Annotated in this window: 12 protein-coding genes and 1 riboswitch; of the genes, 3 read left to right on the top strand and 9 right to left on the bottom strand. The window is 69.3% G+C overall.

Annotated features, from left to right (window positions below; translation table 11 throughout):
• The 5 genes from BM436_RS23365 to BM436_RS23345 form a co-directional block, all read right to left on the bottom strand.
• Positions 1-720, bottom strand: a complete 720-nt coding sequence (locus BM436_RS23365) for an urea amidolyase associated protein UAAP1 (RefSeq protein ID WP_093557943.1) — start codon at positions 718-720, stop codon at positions 1-3.
• A 1-nt stretch (position 721) separates the two neighbouring features.
• A complete protein-coding gene (locus BM436_RS23360) occupies positions 722-1,579 on the bottom strand; it encodes an ABC transporter ATP-binding protein (RefSeq protein ID WP_093557942.1) in 858 nt (285 codons plus the stop codon).
• A 2-nt stretch (positions 1,580-1,581) separates the two neighbouring features.
• Positions 1,582-2,427 carry an ABC transporter permease gene (locus BM436_RS23355; RefSeq protein ID WP_093557941.1) on the bottom strand — a complete coding sequence of 282 codons (846 nt, stop codon included), beginning with the start codon at positions 2,425-2,427 and terminating at the stop codon, positions 1,582-1,584.
• Positions 2,428-2,430: 3 nt separating this feature from the next.
• On the bottom strand, positions 2,431-3,435 hold the full coding sequence (locus tag BM436_RS23350; protein ID WP_093557940.1) for an ABC transporter substrate-binding protein: 1,005 nt from the start codon (positions 3,433-3,435) through the stop codon (positions 2,431-2,433).
• A 54-nt stretch (positions 3,436-3,489) separates the two neighbouring features.
• Positions 3,490-3,601, bottom strand: a riboswitch (guanidine-I (ykkC/yxkD leader).
• Positions 3,602-3,816: 215 nt separating this feature from the next.
• A complete protein-coding gene (locus tag BM436_RS23345) occupies positions 3,817-5,823 on the bottom strand; it encodes a sensor domain-containing diguanylate cyclase (protein ID WP_229490637.1) in 2,007 nt (668 codons plus the stop codon).
• A gap of 180 nt (positions 5,824-6,003) precedes the next feature.
• Between BM436_RS23345 and BM436_RS37205 the strand changes: the two genes are divergently transcribed.
• Positions 6,004-6,165, top strand: coding sequence for a hypothetical protein (locus tag BM436_RS37205; RefSeq protein WP_177307449.1), 162 nt, complete (start codon positions 6,004-6,006; stop codon positions 6,163-6,165).
• An 18-nt stretch (positions 6,166-6,183) separates the two neighbouring features.
• Here BM436_RS37205 and BM436_RS23340 read toward each other — a convergent pair whose 3' ends face one another.
• Positions 6,184-7,653 (bottom strand): APC family permease, encoded by a 1,470-nt coding sequence (locus tag BM436_RS23340; RefSeq protein ID WP_093557984.1) that lies wholly within the window; start codon positions 7,651-7,653, stop codon positions 6,184-6,186.
• Between the two features lie 236 nt (positions 7,654-7,889).
• Here BM436_RS23340 and BM436_RS23335 point away from each other — a divergent pair, with 236 nt between their 5' ends.
• Positions 7,890-8,150, top strand: coding sequence for a hypothetical protein (locus tag BM436_RS23335; RefSeq protein ID WP_093557939.1), 261 nt, complete (start codon positions 7,890-7,892; stop codon positions 8,148-8,150).
• Positions 8,151-8,278: 128 nt separating this feature from the next.
• Entirely contained in the window at positions 8,279-9,067 is a 789-nt protein-coding gene (locus tag BM436_RS23330; RefSeq protein WP_093557938.1) for an FRG domain-containing protein, read from the top strand.
• On the opposite strand, the gene BM436_RS23325 is transcribed toward BM436_RS23330, so the two are convergent.
• From BM436_RS23325 to BM436_RS23315, 3 genes are all read right to left on the bottom strand, one after another.
• Positions 9,060-9,569, bottom strand: a complete 510-nt coding sequence (locus BM436_RS23325; RefSeq protein ID WP_093557937.1) for a DUF1993 domain-containing protein — start codon at positions 9,567-9,569, stop codon at positions 9,060-9,062. The two genes, BM436_RS23330 and BM436_RS23325, sit on opposite strands and share 8 nt — an antisense overlap.
• Positions 9,570-9,652: 83 nt before the next feature.
• Positions 9,653-10,666: a succinylglutamate desuccinylase gene (locus tag BM436_RS23320; protein WP_093557936.1), complete on the bottom strand. Its 1,014-nt coding sequence runs from the start codon at positions 10,664-10,666 to the stop codon at positions 9,653-9,655.
• Between the two features lie 3 nt (positions 10,667-10,669).
• Positions 10,670-15,397, bottom strand: a complete 4,728-nt coding sequence (locus BM436_RS23315; RefSeq protein WP_093557935.1) for an NAD-glutamate dehydrogenase domain-containing protein — start codon at positions 15,395-15,397, stop codon at positions 10,670-10,672.
• Positions 15,398-15,491: the final 94 nt, after the last annotated feature.

The following is a 15,491-nucleotide window of genomic DNA, read 5'->3' as shown; positions in this document are numbered from 1 at the left end:
CTATCGGTGGGCGAGTTCGGTGTTGTGGTAGCCGCGCCCGTTCTCGGGGCAGGACAGGCGGCAGATGTCGTCCGCCGGCGCGACGCCGGATTCCCACGCCTCGATGGACACCTTCTTCGGCGCGTATTCGGGCGCGGGATCGAGCGGATGCGGCGCGGTGGACAGCGCCAGCAGCGTGTCCATCTCGAAGCGCAGGTCCACGCTGTCGCCCTTGCGCGAGTTGCCGGGCACGTAGTGGAAGCGGCCCTCTGCATCCACCGTCACCTTGGAAAACAGGTTCACGTTGGGGACCAGGTCGCGCAGGCCCAGGCCCCATTTGCCGATCTCGATCAGCAGGCTGTCCTTGCCGTTGCGGTGCATGGCGTTGCGGTGTTCCTGGTAGCGCTTGTCCCCGTGGCGGGCGCGCACCAGCGCCGCGTCGGACACGCCGCACAGCGGGTCGTGCCAGCCCACGGTGTCGGCGGCGATGGAGGCCAGGATGCGGCCCATGTCCGAGTACAGCACGTTGCCGGCGGTGAGGTGGGCGGTGTGCTGGGCTTTCAGCGTGTCCTGCAGGTTCAGGCGCTCCAGGCGCTCGTCGGCGCGGTACAGCAGGATGGCGACGTTGGCGCCGCCCTCCAGGTCCGTGAAGCGCAGCGTGGTGCCGCGCCGTATGCGGTAGGACCAGTGGCCGCCGCCGGGCACCGTCTCGGTCCACAGCGTGTTCTTGTTCTCAGTCATGTCAGTCTCCGGATAGGGTGATGTTGCGTGTCAGTTTTTCCAGCTGTTCCAGGTCGGTCCGCATGCCGGACGTGGCGCGGATGCGCTCCAGCACCTGGCGCTTGAGGTCCGTGAATTCCGGCGCCAGCTTGAGTTCCTGCGTGCGCCGCGCGCCGAAGGGGATGTCGATGATGGAGTCGATGCGGCCGGGACGCGGCGCCATCACCACCACGCGCTGGCCGAGGTAGATCGCCTCCTCCACGTCGTGCGTGACGAAGACCACGGTGGTCTTTTCCAGCAGGTAGACGTGGCGTATCAGGTCGTGCATCACTTCGCGCGTTTGCGCGTCGAGCGCGCCGAAGGGCTCGTCCATCAGCAGCACGTCGGGCCGCATCATCAGCGCGCGGGCGATCGCCACGCGCTGCCGCATGCCGCCGGACAGTTCGGCCGGATAGGCGTGCGCCACGTGGCCCAGGCCCATCAGCGCCACCAGCGCCTCGGCCCGGCCGGCCGCCATTTCCACGTCGGCCGAGGTGGCATCCTCGCGGTGGTGCTTCAGGCGGCGGCAGAACTTGATGTTCTGCGTGACGGTGAGCCAGGGGTACAGGCTGTAGCTCTGGAACACCATGGCGCGGTCCGGGCCGGGGCCGTCCACGCTGGCGCCATTGCAGACGATGTCGCCCTCGGCGTATTCCTCCAGGCCGCCCAGGGTGCGCAGCAAGGTGGACTTGCCGCAGCCGGACGCGCCCACCAGGGTGACGAATTCGCCGGCGGCGATGTCCAGGCAGACGTCGCGCAGCGCGTGCGTGCGGCGCGCGCCGGCGCCGTAGTGCTTGTCGAGATGGCGGATGCCGATCTTGATGTCGATGGCGGTTTTCATGTTCAGCTCCGCAGGTGGTGCCAGGGGAAGGCGCGCCGGTGCAGCCAGCGGAAGGCCTGGTCGGTGAGCAGGCCCACCAGGCCGATCAGCAGGATGCCGGCGAAGATCTTGTCGGTCTGGAGGAAGCGCTGCGCCTTCAGGATGGAGTAGCCCAGGCCGGAATTGGCGGCCACCAGTTCGGCCACCACCAGGTAGGTCCAGCACAGGCCCATCATGGAGCGCAGCGTGTCCAGCATGGCGGGACGGGCGGCGGGGATCAGCACGTGCTGCACCACCTCGCCGTCGGTGGCGCCCATGGTCTTGGCGGCCTCGATGGGGGCGTCGGGCACGCGGGCGATGTCGTCGGCGATCAGCAGCACCATCTGGCAAAAGGCGCCCACCACCACCACCGCCACCTTGGCGCTTTCATCGATGCCCACCCACAGCATGATGAGCGGGATGAAGGCGACGGCGGGCAGGTAGCGGCTGAAGTCCGTGAGCGGCTGCAGCAGCGCGCGCACCGGGGCGTAGGCGCCCAGCGTCACGCCCAGCGGCAGGGCCACGGCGGCGGACAGCAGGAAGCCGCCGAACACGCGGCCCATGCTGACGCCGATGTCGCCCAGCAGGTTGTCCACCAACAGCCAGTCCCGCACGCACAGCAGCACCTTCATCGGCGTGGGCAGGAACACGGGGTCGACCCAGCCGCTGGTGGACAAGGCGGTCCACGCGATGAAGGGCAGCAGGAAGCCGAGCAGCGCCAGCGCCAGCGCGCTGGAACGCGGCAGGCCGCCGCGCACCGCCCACGGCGAGCGGCGGTTGCGTGTCGCGCGCGCGGGCGCGCCCGGGCTGTCGGAGTGGGAATCGCGCATGGCTTACTTCTTCAGCGCGTCGGCCAGCAGCGTGGCGTCCACGCCCTTGGCGTAATCGACCGCGCCATCCACCAGCTTGTTCTCGCTGAGGAATTTGTGGATGACGGGGCCGACCGCCACCAGCGACTGCGGCTTGCCCGCGTCCAGCGCCGCGCCGACGTCGGCGGCGCCGAAGAAGCGCGTGCCGGGCATGAAGACCTGGTACTCGTCCGGCTTCATGCCGACCACCTTGGACATGATGCGCACCGCCTCGGCAGGGTTGGTGCGGATGAACTGTTCGGTGTCCAGCCAGGCGCGGATCATGCCCACGAGCTCGGCGCGCTTGGCCGGGTCGCCCAGCGCCTTGCCGTGCGCGACCAGCAGGTCCGGCACCAGGCCGGGCATGTCCCTGGAGGTGAACAACGCGCGCCCCTTGCCGCTGGTTTCGATGCGCGAGACCCAGGGGTTCCACACCACGGCGGCGTCCACCCGGCCGGCCATGAAGGCGGAGGCGGCGTCGCCGGCGGTGAGGTTGACCACCTTCACGTCCTTCATGCCCATGCCGTTGCGCGCCAGCGCGTTGGCCAGCACGAAGTGCGAGATGCTGAACTGCTCCAGCGCGACGGATTTGCCCTTCAGGTCCGCGATCGACTTGATCTTCGCGCTCACCATCAGCGCGTCGTTGCCGGCGGAGTTGTCGTTGACGAGGATGGTCTTGACGGGCACGCCCTTGGCCAGCGGCGTCATGGTGTCGGACCAGGTTTGCGAATTGGCGTCCAGCTGGCCGGCGGACAGCGCGGCGATGGAGTCGGTGTAGTTGGCGAACCAGACCAGCTTGACCTTGGCGCCGTGCTTCTTGAAGTAGCCCTTCTGGTCGGCCACGTACCAGGCCACCCAGCCCGGCCAGTCGGACAGGCCCACCTTGACTTCGGCGTGCGCCGCGCGGGGGGCGCCCAGGCCCAGCGTGAGGGATAACAGCGATGCGGCGGCGATGCGCAGGAATGGGCTGAATTGCAGGCGTGATTGCATGGTTGGCTCCCGAATGAGTAAAAGGACGGGAGGCGAGCATCACGCGTGGTGATGACCTCCCGGGCTTTTATCCCTCCGTGGAGCCCCGTCGCCTTAATGGGACGGAGCCGGCTGCTCTCGGACCAGGCATCGCGCGACGGCGACCGGAACCCTAGCTTCCATGCTCAGAGGCGTCTCGCCGACCCGTGGTCCGCTGCGCCTCCCGCTGCGACTTGTCATGCAAACGGCGTGCCAGCGGCCGCCCAGGGGACGGCGCTGGGAGCGGCACGATAAGGGGAATGGATTTCGCACCATGATGGTGCTTTTCATATCGAGAAGGTTGACGCGGCGCCCCATGTTGGGGCGCGCGGGCGGGCATGGGCCAAGCTGGGCCCCGGGCGGCTAGGCGTGGCAGACGCGGTTGCGGCCCGCCTCCTTGGCGCGGTACAGCAGCTCGTCGGCCTTTTGCAGCATGGCCTCGGCCGTGCCCACCGCGTAGTCGGCGTACACCCCCATGCTCATGGTGACCTTCAGGTCCGGATGGACCTCGTGCCAGGGATGGGACTCGATGAGCTTGCGCAGCTTGTCGCACAGCGCGGCGGCCTGCGGCAAGTCGGTTTCCGGCAGCGCCAGCACGAACTCCTCGCCGCCGTAGCGCGCCACCAGGTCGCTCAGGCGCACGTGCTTGCGCAGGATGGCGCCCACGTGGCGCAGCACGGCGTCGCCGGTGGCGTGCGAGAAGTTGTCGTTGATCTTCTTGAAGAAGTCGATGTCGCCGATCACGAGGCTGAGCGGACGCTTGTGGCGCACCGCCTGGTTGTACAGCGTGCAGGCATGCTCGTCGAAGTGGCGGCGGTTGTACAGGCTGGTGAGCGCGTCGCGGATGCTCAGCTCCTTCAGCTGCTCCGCCTGTTCCAGGATGGTCTGGTGCGAGGCCTTCAATTCCTCGTGGCTGCGGGCCAGCTGTTCGCTCATGTCGTTGAAGGCGCTGGCCAGCGCGGCCACCTCGTCCTTGCCGTGCGCCGGCACCCGCTGGCGCAGCGAGCCGCCCTGCATGGCGCGCACCGCGCCCGTGAGGCTGCTCAGGCGTCCGCTCAGGCCACGGCTCAGCAGCAGGCCCAGGCCGAGGGCCAGGGCGGCGGCGCTGGCGGCGCCCGCCATCAGCGAGGACTGCATCGCGTCCAGGAACTCCAGTTCCTGCTTGCTCGGCGTGACCACGCCCTCGGCCGACACGTGGGCGACCTGCTTGCCGTTGACGACGATGGGCCGCGTTTTCCCGCGCGCCGCCTCGGGCAGCTCGGTGCCGACAGTGTACAGGCCGGCGCCCAGCAGCACCTTGTAGTCCTGGTCGGCCAGCACGAAGCGGAAGGGCGGCGGGCCGCGGCGGTTATCGCGGCCGTCGTCGCGGGGAGGCCGGCCGTCGCGCGGCGGGCGGCCGTCACGCGGCGGCTGGTCGTCGCCGGCCCGTGGCGGCTCTTGCGGCGGAGGGCTGTCGGCCAGCGCGGCCGCGGCGCGTGGCGTGTCGCTGACGATGGCGGCGCGGGTGTCGGCCGGCGTGTCGTAGGCGGCGCGCCGGATGCGCGGGAAAGCCTGTTGCGGGCCCTCGGCGCCGCGCTGGCCATCCAGCGACGGCCGCTCGCCCTCGGGTGGCCGTGGGCGGGCGCCATCCCGCGGGTACATGCCATCCGGCGGCGGTGGACGGCCGCCTTCCGGCGGCTGGCGCATGCCGTCGCGCGGCGGAGGCCGCGCGCCGTCGGGTGGCGGCTGACGCATGCCATCCTGCGGCGAGTACGCGCCGTCCCGTGGCGGGGGACGCGTGCCATCCTGCGGCGGGGGGCGCGTGCCGTCCGATGGCGGCTGCCGCGTGCCATCCTGCGGAGAATAGGCGCCGTCCCCGTCCCTGGGCGGCGGCCGCATACGGTCCTGGGGGCCGGCGCCATCGCGCGGGTCCGGCCGCGTCCCGTCGCGGCGCGGCGGTGGAGCGCCGTCCCGCGCCGCCTCGTCGGCCGGTGGCCGGGGACGCGCGCCATAGCCGCGCGACGGGGACTGCGCGGGCGGCTGCGCGGCCGGTTGGCCGGCGTCGGGCGCCGGCGCGCCATGCGACTGCATGTCGATCGCGGGCGGCATCCGGTCCAGCATGTCGCTGGCGCGCTCGCCGTCCGGCGGGCCCTGCTCAAGCTCCGTGCGCTGCACGAAACGGTCGAACGATTCGGTGGCGATGGCGGTTTGCCAGTCGCCATACTTGGCCAGATAGGCCGTCATGAAATGGTGGAAGTGCTCGCCCGCCTGCTTCTGCCGGATCGTGTCGAACTTGGAATTGACGCTGACATAGGTGAGGCCCCCCACCATCGCCACGGCCGCCAGGCCCGTCAGCAGCAGCGCCAACATCAGTTTGATGCGCAAAGACATGTCCCGCTCCAGATCACAATTGCTCTAAGGCTATCAATGATACCGCAAGCACCGCCATCGCTAGCCATTCGCAAGTCTAGTTATATAAATTGTGAATGCCATGCATCACAAATGAAAAGTTTTGTTATGGCGTCAGGGCACCTATACTTGACTTCAACAACCAGCCAAAAGGAGTTAGCCATGGAACTGATCGCCCTCTTAACCGCCGTCGTCGGCGCCGCCGCCATCGCAGCCCGTATCTGCCTGATGCCCTCCGTGGACCGCACCCTGGCCGACCTGGAAGCGCTGTCGCTGCTCAAAAAGAAACCCGGCGTTCGCCGGGCTGTGCACTTCAACTACTAAGCCGCCGCAAGCCATCCGCTACGGCTTGTTCAGGCGCGAGTTGCGCATGCCGTAGAGGAGGTAAGTCAGCACCGCGGCCACCATCCAGATGAAGAAGATGCGGAAGGTGGTGGCCGACAGGTCGCGCATGATGTACAGGCAGGCGAAAATGCTCAGCCCCGGGATCACGTAGGGGCCGAAGGGCACGCGGAAGCCGCCCTTGCCGGTGACGACGCCGGCGATCTTGTCCTTGTTGCGCATCACCGGCACCGCGATCGACACCACGATGAACGCCGTCAGCGTGCCCATGCTGACCATGTCCCACAGGAAGGTGGAGTCCACCATCCCGGCCACCAGGCCGACCACGATCGACACGATGACCGTGTTGCCGACCGGCGCCGAGGTGCGCGGGTTCACCTTCTGGAAGATCCTCGGTATCAGCCCGTCGCGCGAGATCGCGTACAGGATGCGCGTCTGGCCGTAGATCGTCACCAGCGTCACGCTGAACACCGACACCACCGCCCCGGCCGACAGCACCAGCGCGGGCCATGCCTTGCCGGTCACGTTCTGGAGGATCACCGACAGCCCGGCCTCCTGGCCTTCGAACATGGCCGCCGGCTGCGCGCCCACCGCCGCCACCGCCACCAGCAGGTAGAACACGGTCACGATCAGCAGCGCGCTGAGTATGCCGACCGGCACGTTGCGCTTGGGGTTCTTCACCTCCTCGCCCGCCGTCGCCACGGTGTCCAGGCCGATGAAGGAGAAGAACACGGTGCCCGCGGCGGCCGTCACGCCGGCCATGCCGGCCATGTTCTTGCTGTTGTCCATATTGAAGAAGGGCGTGAAGTTGGCCGCGTCGAAGCCCGAGAAGGCGATCGCCACGAAGAACACCAGGATGGCCAGCTTGACCAGCACCATCAGCGCGTTGGTGGTGGCCGACTCCCTGGCGCCGCGCGCCAGCAGGAAGCAGCACAGCCCCACCAGCAGCATGGGCGGCAGGTTGATGTGGCCGAGGTTGAACTCCACGCCGGTCTTGCCGGAGACGATCATGGGCTTTTTCAGCGCGTCCGGTATGTGCCAGCCGAAGGCGTTGGTGAGGAAGTTGTTCAGGTAATCGGACCAGCCGATGGCCGTGGCGCTGGCCGCCAGGCCGTATTCGAGCAGCAGGCAGGCGGCCATGATGAAGGCCATGAACTCGCCCACCGTGGCGTAGGCGAAGGAATACGAGGAACCGGCGGCGGGAATGCGGAACGACAGTTCGGCGTAGCACAGCGCGGTCAGGCCGGCCGTGATGGCGGCCAGCAGGAAGGACAGGATCACCGCCGGACCGGCCTTGGGCACCGCTTCCACCATCGTGAAGAAGATGCCGGTGCCGATGGTGGCGCCGACGCCGATCATCGTCAGCGGAAACAGGCCGATGGAGCGCGCCAGGCCGCCGGTCTCGCCATCCTCGGCGTGCGCCACGAGCGGCTTGGTGCGGGTCAATTTCTGGACCAGGGTTTGAGTCACAGGCGTTCCTTGTATGGTGGTGTAGCCGCGCGCCGCTTGTAGCGCCGCGCCCTGCTTGGTTTCGGTCAAAAAAACCTAGCGATTATAGGGCCTGTCCGCGCGCCGCCAGCAGGATTTTGCGCCGGAGCCCCTGTTACAGTTGCTTACTTTTGATACAGCGCCATGTATAGATTGCGGCGTGACTGATCGTTAATCTTAAGCCTCGCATAAGACCCACATCAATACGGAGCCCCAAGATGCCGATCATCCAGAAAATCCCGACCGTCAGCAACCGCATCCACCCCTTGGCCATCGGCGCGGCGGGCTCCGTGATCCTGCTGTGCGTCGTCGCGACGGCGGCCATCCTGGGCTGGTTGCCGGGCCGGGGCCCCAGCCCCTACACCGCGCCCGACACGTCGGCCTTGAGTTCGGCGCCGCCCGGCGCGCCGGTGGCCGTGCCGGCCACCACCCGGCAGCCGCGCGTGCGCCGCGCCGCGCATCTGACCTCGTCGACTTGACGACCAAATAACAACAACAGCCGCGAGTCAGCGCGGCGGTGTTGTCTCCCCCTGAAGGGAAACGCATGGCGCGTTTCCCTTTTTTTACGCCCGGCCCGTGCATAATGTGGTGCAAGGGAGGACAGCGAATGGAAGAGGTCAAAGTCGGTACGTGGAACGAATTCATGACGCTCATCGCGGAGCTGGACGGCTGGGCCTTCCGCGGCCAGAAGGACGCGGGCTGGCCGCTGCTCACTTCCCTGTCGCGCTACCTGAGCGCCTACATACCCGACCGTAACAGCTGGCGGCTGCGCGAGGAGCGCGCGATCCGCATTTTCCGCCGCAAGGCGCACAACTACCTGGGCGACCCGTCGGTGCTGGACAACGAGCTGCGCTGCCTGGCGCTGATGCAGCACCACGGCGCGCCGACACGCCTGCTGGACTTCACCAAGTCGCCCTTCGTGGCGGTGTTCTTCGCGCTGGAGCACGCCACCAGCGACGCCGCCGTCTACGCGCTCAACACGCCGCGGCTGTGGGCCGCCGCGCCGCGCGGCAAGCCGGACATGAACCGCGACGGCATCGACCCGCGCGTGCCGGGCAACTTCACGCGCCTGTTCCAGCCGAACACCAACGCCATCATCTGGACCGGCGAGCCGACCGAGATGGACCGCCGCCTGGTGGCGCAATCGGGCACGCTGGTGGTGCCCGGCATGCTGGACAAGCCGCTGGACGAGATCCTGCTCGACTACGGCGACAGCGGCGCCCTGCTGAAGAAGATCCTGCTGCCGCAGGCCATGCGGGACGAGGCCATGAAGGCGCTGTACCGCATGAACATCACCAACGCCACCCTGTTTCCGGACCTGGACGGCCTGGCGCGGTCGATCGGCATGGAGCTGGAGATGGTGTGGCCGGTCGACGAGCTTCGCGGCCTCAGTTGAAGGGGCCGAGGAAATCCAGCTTGCCGATCTTGACGCCCTGCGCGCGCAGGATGCCGTAGGCGGTGGTGACGTGGAAGTAGAAGTTCGGCAGCGCGAAGGTGAGCAGGTAGCCCTGGCCGGTGAAGGACTGGCTGAAGGCGCCGAAGGTCAGCGTGACGTCGCGCTCATCGCTGCCCTCGAACTGCGCTTCGCTCAGGCCTTCCAGGAAGGCCACCGTTTTCGCGATGCGCTCCCGCAGTTGCTGGAAGCTGGTTTCGTTGTCCTCGAACTTGGGCGCGTCGACGCCGGTCAGGCGCGCGATGCACAGCTTGGCCGCGTCGCTGACGCGCTGCACCTGCGCGGTCAGCGGCATCATGTCGTCCGCCAGGCGCGCGCCCAGCAGGATTTCGGGCACGATGCCGTGTTCGGCGGCGTGCTCCTCGCCTTTCGTCAACAGCGCGGACAGCACATTCAGCGCGCGCACGAACGCGGGGATGGAAGCCTGGTACATGGTTAGGGACATGGCACAACCTTTCGAAGAATAGTCGTGCGGGGATGATACACCCGGCGCGGCGGCCCGTCAGCGGGCGGCCGCGCCGGATCATGTCAGGCGGCGCGGACCACCATCAGCGCGGCGCGCAGGCCGACGCGAACGTCCGGGTTGGGGAAGACCACCAGCTCCTCGGCATGCTCGACCCGGTACACGGTGTCGCCGTCGCGGGCGATTTCGGCGCCCAGCGGCAGCGGCGTGAAGTTCCAGGTCTCCTTGCCGAAGGCCATGGTGAACTGGTCGCTCAGCTTGATCACTTGCCGCGCCGTGTTGAACACGTGCGGCGCCGGTCCCTTCACCGCGGGCGCGCGGCCGCGCAGCAGCGCGTCCATCGCCGCCGAGGCGGCGGCGAACTGCTCCAGGTCGTTGCGGCCCAGCGTGCCGATGCGGCCCAGCTCCACCGTCGTCGCCGCCGCCGCGTGGTGCTCGGCGGCGTAATAGCTGTACGTGCCCACCGATTTCGGATTCATGATGACGGCGCCGATGCCGGCGTCGCCCAGCCAGCTTATCAGCGTGGCGCGCGCGTCCCGCTCGATCAGCTCGGGGACGATGGCGAACGCCGGATAGTGCGAGGGCCGGATGGCCGTGTGCAGGTCCAGGTGCCAGCGCGCCGGGCCGGCGCCGGCGAAGAAGGCGTCGGTGGCGGCCATCATGTCGTCGGCGCGCGCCGCTTCGGCGGTGCCGGCCAGCGTGCCCCGCTCGGCGCGGAACATGCGGTTCAGGTCCGCGTCGATGAAGCGCTTGCCGGCGCGGATGGCGCCGATGTTGCCGACGCAGAGCATCAGGTCCACCGCCAGCGCCCCCGGCTCGCGCGACAGCGCGTCCAGCAGGTAGGCCATGATTTCGATCGGCCCGGTCTCGTCGCCGTGCACGCCCACCGAGACCAGCACCGCCGGCCGGACGGTGCCGGCGGCGCCGCCGCGTATGGTCAGGATGCCGTCGGCGGGTTGCCCCACGACGAAGCCGGCCGCCGCGAAGCGCGACGCGACGGCGCTGAAATCGGCCTCCGCCAGCGCCCGCACCGGGGCCGGCAATTGCCCCGGCGGCGCGTTGTTGTCAGCGGCGGCCATGCCTTACGCCGCCACGGCGCTGGCCGCCTCGGACAGCGCCCACACGTCCAGCATCGCCTGTTCCAGGTCCGCCGAGGCGGGATAGCCGGACAGGCCCAGCGTGTTGGTCACCACTTCCACCGCCTCGGCGGCGTCATGGCCGTTGGTGGCGCGGCCCAGCACTTGCGTCAGCAGGCGGTGCTGGGTGCGGCGCAGCGCCTGCTGCGCGTAGCTGCGCAGCTGTTCCTGCGAGCGGCTGTGCGCGGGCAGCTTCAGGCCGCGTTCCAGCGTGTCGATGCCGGCCTGGTGGCGCAGCGCGAGGCCGACCTGCAGGAAGGCCGGCAGGTCCATGCCGGCCGGGCGCTTGACCGACAGCGCGGCGAACACGAAGGCCGCCACCGCCTCGATGGCGTCGACCGCCCTCCAGGCGTGGGCGAAGCCGGGACGCAGGCCGGCCACGCCGTCCGCCTCGGAACGGCCGTCGGCCGGCACCAGCTGGCGCAGCATGTCCGGCTGCCCGAACAGGCGGGTCAGCTCGGCGATGCCGCCGGCCGCGCGCAGCTGCTCGGCGGGCACCGACAGCACGCCCTGGATCACGGCGCGCTGCAGGCCGCGGGTGCGGCCGTCCACCCTGATGGAGACGGCGCGCGGCACCTTCAGCGCGTCCGCGTCCAGCGCCTCGAACACCGGCGCCAGGTTCAGCGCGGACCACGCCTGGCCCCAAGCCAGGATCACGTCGGCCTCGTCGACGCCATGCTCGGCGGCCAGTTCGCGCAGCATCAGCGGACCGCAGCGGTTCACCGATTCGTTGGCCAGCACGGTGGCCAGGATGGCGTTGGCCAGCGGGTGCGCCAGCGCGCTGCGGGTGGCGACCAGCAGGTCAGGGAAGTACGGCTTCAGCACCGACTCGGCCCAGCCCTCGTCCGTCAGCGGCAACGCCGACAGGATGCGCTTGTAGCGGTTCTTCACGTTGGCGATCACCACCGCCAGTTCCGGCGTGGTCAGGCCGCGGTTGTCGGCCTTGCGGCGCGCCAGTTCGGCCACCGTCGGCAGCTGCTCCAGTTCGCGCGACAGCGCGCCCTCCTCCTCCAGGCTGGCGATCAGCGCGGCGTAGCCGTCCTGCGCCGCCGCCTCGGACTGGGCCTGCTGCTCGCGCACCAGCAGGTGCGTCTGCAGCGTGTTGTCGCGCAGGACCAGGCGTTCGATGTCGGCCGTCATGTCGTTCAGGATGCGGTTGCGGTCCGCCTCGCCCAGCTGGCCGGCGTTCATTTCCACGTCCAGCCACATCTTCGCGTTCACCTCGTGGTCCGAGCAGTCCACGCCCGCCGAGTTGTCGATCGCGTCGGTGAAGATGCGGCCGCCGCCCAGCGCGAACTCGATGCGGCCGGCCTGGGTCGCGCCCAGGTTGCCGCCCTCGGCCACCATCTTGCAGCGCAGCTCGTTGCCGTTGACGCGGATGTTGTCGTTGGCGCGGTCCTTCACTTGCGCGTGGGTCTCGGCCGACGACTTGATGTAGGTGCCGATGCCGCCGTTGTAGAACAGGTCCACCGGCGCCAGCAGGATGCGGTGCATCAGCTCCTCCGGCGACAGCGAGCTTTCCTCGATGTCCAGCACGGCGCGGATCCGCGGCGACAGCTCGATCGAGCGGACGCTGCGCGGGTACACGCCGCCGCCCTGCGAGATCAGCGCCTTGTCGTAGTCCTCCCACGAGGAGCGCGGCAGCGCGAACATGCGCTGGCGTTCGGCGAAGGAGGCGGCGGTGTCCGGATTCGGGTCCAGGAAGATGTGGCGGTGGTCGAACGCGGCCAGCAGCTTGATCCGCTTCGACAGCAGCACGCCGTTGCCGAACACGTCGCCCGACATGTCGCCCACGCCCACCACGGTGAACGGGGTGGTTTCCATGTCGTGGTCCATCTCGTAGAAGTGGCGCTTGACGGCCTCGAACGCGCCCTTGGCGGTGATGCCCATCTTCTTGTGGTCGTAGCCGTTCGAGCCGCCGGACGCGAAGGCGTCGCCCAGCCAGAAGCCGCGCTGCACGGCGATGCCGTTGGCGATGTCGGAGAAGGTCGCGGTGCCCTTGTCGGCCGCCACCACCAGGTAGGGGTCGCTGCCGTCGTAGCAGACGGTGTCGGCCGGCGGAACGATATTGCCCAGCACGCGGTTGTCGGTCACCTCCAGCAGGCTGGCGATGAACAGGCGGTACACGGCCTCGCCCTCGGCGGCGATGGTTTCACGCACGGCGTCCTTGGGCATCATCTTGCAGACGAAGCCGCCCTTGGCGCCGGCCGGCACGATCACGGCGTTCTTCACCATCTGCGCCTTCACCAGGCCCAGCACCTCGGTGCGGTAGTCCTCCATGCGGTCCGACCAGCGCAGGCCGCCGCGGGCGACCGGGCCGCCGCGCAGGTGCACGCCCTCGAAGCGGCGCGAGAACACATAGATCTCGCGGAAGGGACGCGGCTCCGGCACCAGCGCCAGGTTGCTGGTGTCGAACTTGAAGATGATCTTGTCGCCCCGCTGATCGTTCTGGTAGTAGTTGGTGCGCAGGGTGGCGCCGATCAGGTCCACCATGCCGGCCACGATCTCCTCGGTGTCCGCGTGGTTCAGCGCGGGCAGGCCGGCCTTGATGGCGGCCAGCTTGTCCCTGGCCGCTTCGCGCAGCTCGGCGCCGTTGGCCGGATTGAAGCGCTGCTCGAAGGCGTCCACCAGTTGCTTGACGACGGCGGGCTGCTTGCGCAGGCTTTCCGCCGCGTAGCGCACGGAGAAGCGGCTGCCGGCCTGGCGCCAGTAGCTCACGTAGGCGCGCACCAGCTGCACCTGGCGGGTGGACAGGCCGCCCTCGATCACCAGGCCGTTCAGGCGGCCGTCCTCGGCCTCGTTGTTGAACAGCGCGGTGACCAGTTCCTGCACCACCTCGGCCACGCCGGGCTGCGCCAGCTTGGCGGCGCTGTCCGCGTCCACCAGCAGGCTGGTGACGAAACGGCGGCGGCCGTCGCCGGTGTTGACGGTGTGGGTGTGTTCGCGGTCGATCGCCACGCCCGCGTTGTGCAGCGCCGGCAGGATGGTCGACAGCGAGGGCACGCGGTCCACCGAGTACAGGCGGATGGTGGTCACCGGGCTGTCGGCGCCGGCCAGTTCGACGCGGGCGGCGACGTGGCCGCCGTCGCCGTTGCGCAGCAGCGCGCCCAGGTCGTGGAAGGCCACGGCGGGCGCCGTGCTGGCGACATAGTCGACCGGCAGCGTCGCGCACACCCTGCGCAGGCTGGAACGCAGCGGCTCCTCGCCGACGGCGTCGGCCAGGGCCGAGAAGCTGTTATGCCAGCCGTCCAGCAGCGACAGCAGCGGGCGCTGGATGTCGCTTTCCAGGTCCAGCGGGTAGCGCGCGGCGTGCGCGATCAGGTAGACGCGGGCCAGCGGGCCGTCGGCCACCAGGGTCTGGGAGCTGACGCTGGCCGCGCCCGAGCTTTGCTGCAGCGTCTTGGCCAGCGCGTGCGCCACGCTGGAGCTGTAGCGCTCGCGCGGCAGGTAGACCAGCACGTTCAGGTGGCGGGCGTAGACGTCGCGGCGCGCGAACACCTTGGTGCGCGGTTGCTTGTACAGCGACACGACCGCGCCGCACACGTCGGCCAGCCATTGCGGTTCGGCCTCCATGGCCTCGGTGCGGGGCAGCGATTCCAGGATCTCGACGAACTTCTCGGCGCGGAAGCCCTCCTTGCGCACGCCGGCGATCTGCAGCACCTGCGCGATGCGGCCGCGCGCGAACGGCATGCGCGCCAGCGGCGTGATGGAGGCGGCGCGGGTGAACAGGCCGACGAAGCAGTGCTCGCCCAGGATGGCGCCCTGCGCGTCCGTGTGGCGCACGCCGATGAAGTCCAGCTGCTGGTCGCGGTGCAGCGTGCCCTCCACGTCGGCCTTGACGATGGACAGCGCGTGCGGGCGCTTGGACAGGGTGTCGAAGTCGCCGGGGATGTTGGCCAGGCAGGTGCCGTAGACCGGGTGCGAGGTGTCCTGCAGCACGCCGACGCGGCTGGGGACGTCGCGTTCCAATTCGCGCGCGCCCGGTTTCACCTGGTAATAGGCGTAGCCGAAGGGCTCGAAGCCCTCGGTCCTGGCCCATTCCAGGAAGGCCGCGACCTCCTTGCCCTCCTCCCCGCCTCCGGCCGCCGCCTCGGCGGCCACGGAGCTGAAGCGGCCGTTCATGGCCGGCAGGTCGCGGCGCACCACGGCGGCGTCGTTCGCCACCAGCTGCAAACGGTCCACCAGGGCCGCCAGGTCGCCGTCCGCCAGGTCTTCCGCCAGCAGGACCAGCACGAACGATTCCATCTTGGCGGAAGGATCGGCGGCGGCGCCGGCGGCTGTGGCCACGCCGTCGGCGTCGCGCGCCACCGGCAGCACCGCGTTCAGCACGCCGTTGGCGATCAAGCGCTGCTTGCGCAGGGCCATGACGATGGAATCCACCAGGTAGGGCATGTCGTCGTTCAGGATCAGCAACGCCGTCGCCATGCCGCCGCGGCCGTCCGCGTAGCGCAGCCGGGCGATCTGGCAGCCCGCGCCGCCGCGCCTGGCCGCCTGCGCGAAGCCTTCCCACAGCACGGGAACCAGGCTGCCGGGCGCGACCCCGGACAGGTCCTCCTCGTCGATGGCGGCGAGCCAGGCGCCGATCAGCGCGGCAGCCGGGCCGCCGTCGGCCTGCTTGCTGGCGTTGATCAGGTCCAGCGTCTGTTTGCGCAGGTCTTTGGGCATTTGTGTCATCGTTGCTTCTCCAATACGTTGAGTCCGTCTCACCGCGAGGCTTTTGGCTGGACGGTGGCGACGCTGTTTGCGGCGCGGGGGTTGGCCCCGCGGC

Source organism: Pseudoduganella namucuonensis, from assembly GCF_900116645.1.
GTDB classification, from domain to species: domain Bacteria; phylum Pseudomonadota; class Gammaproteobacteria; order Burkholderiales; family Burkholderiaceae_D; genus Rugamonas; species Rugamonas namucuonensis.
This window is presented reverse-complemented; position numbering and strand designations above follow the sequence as displayed.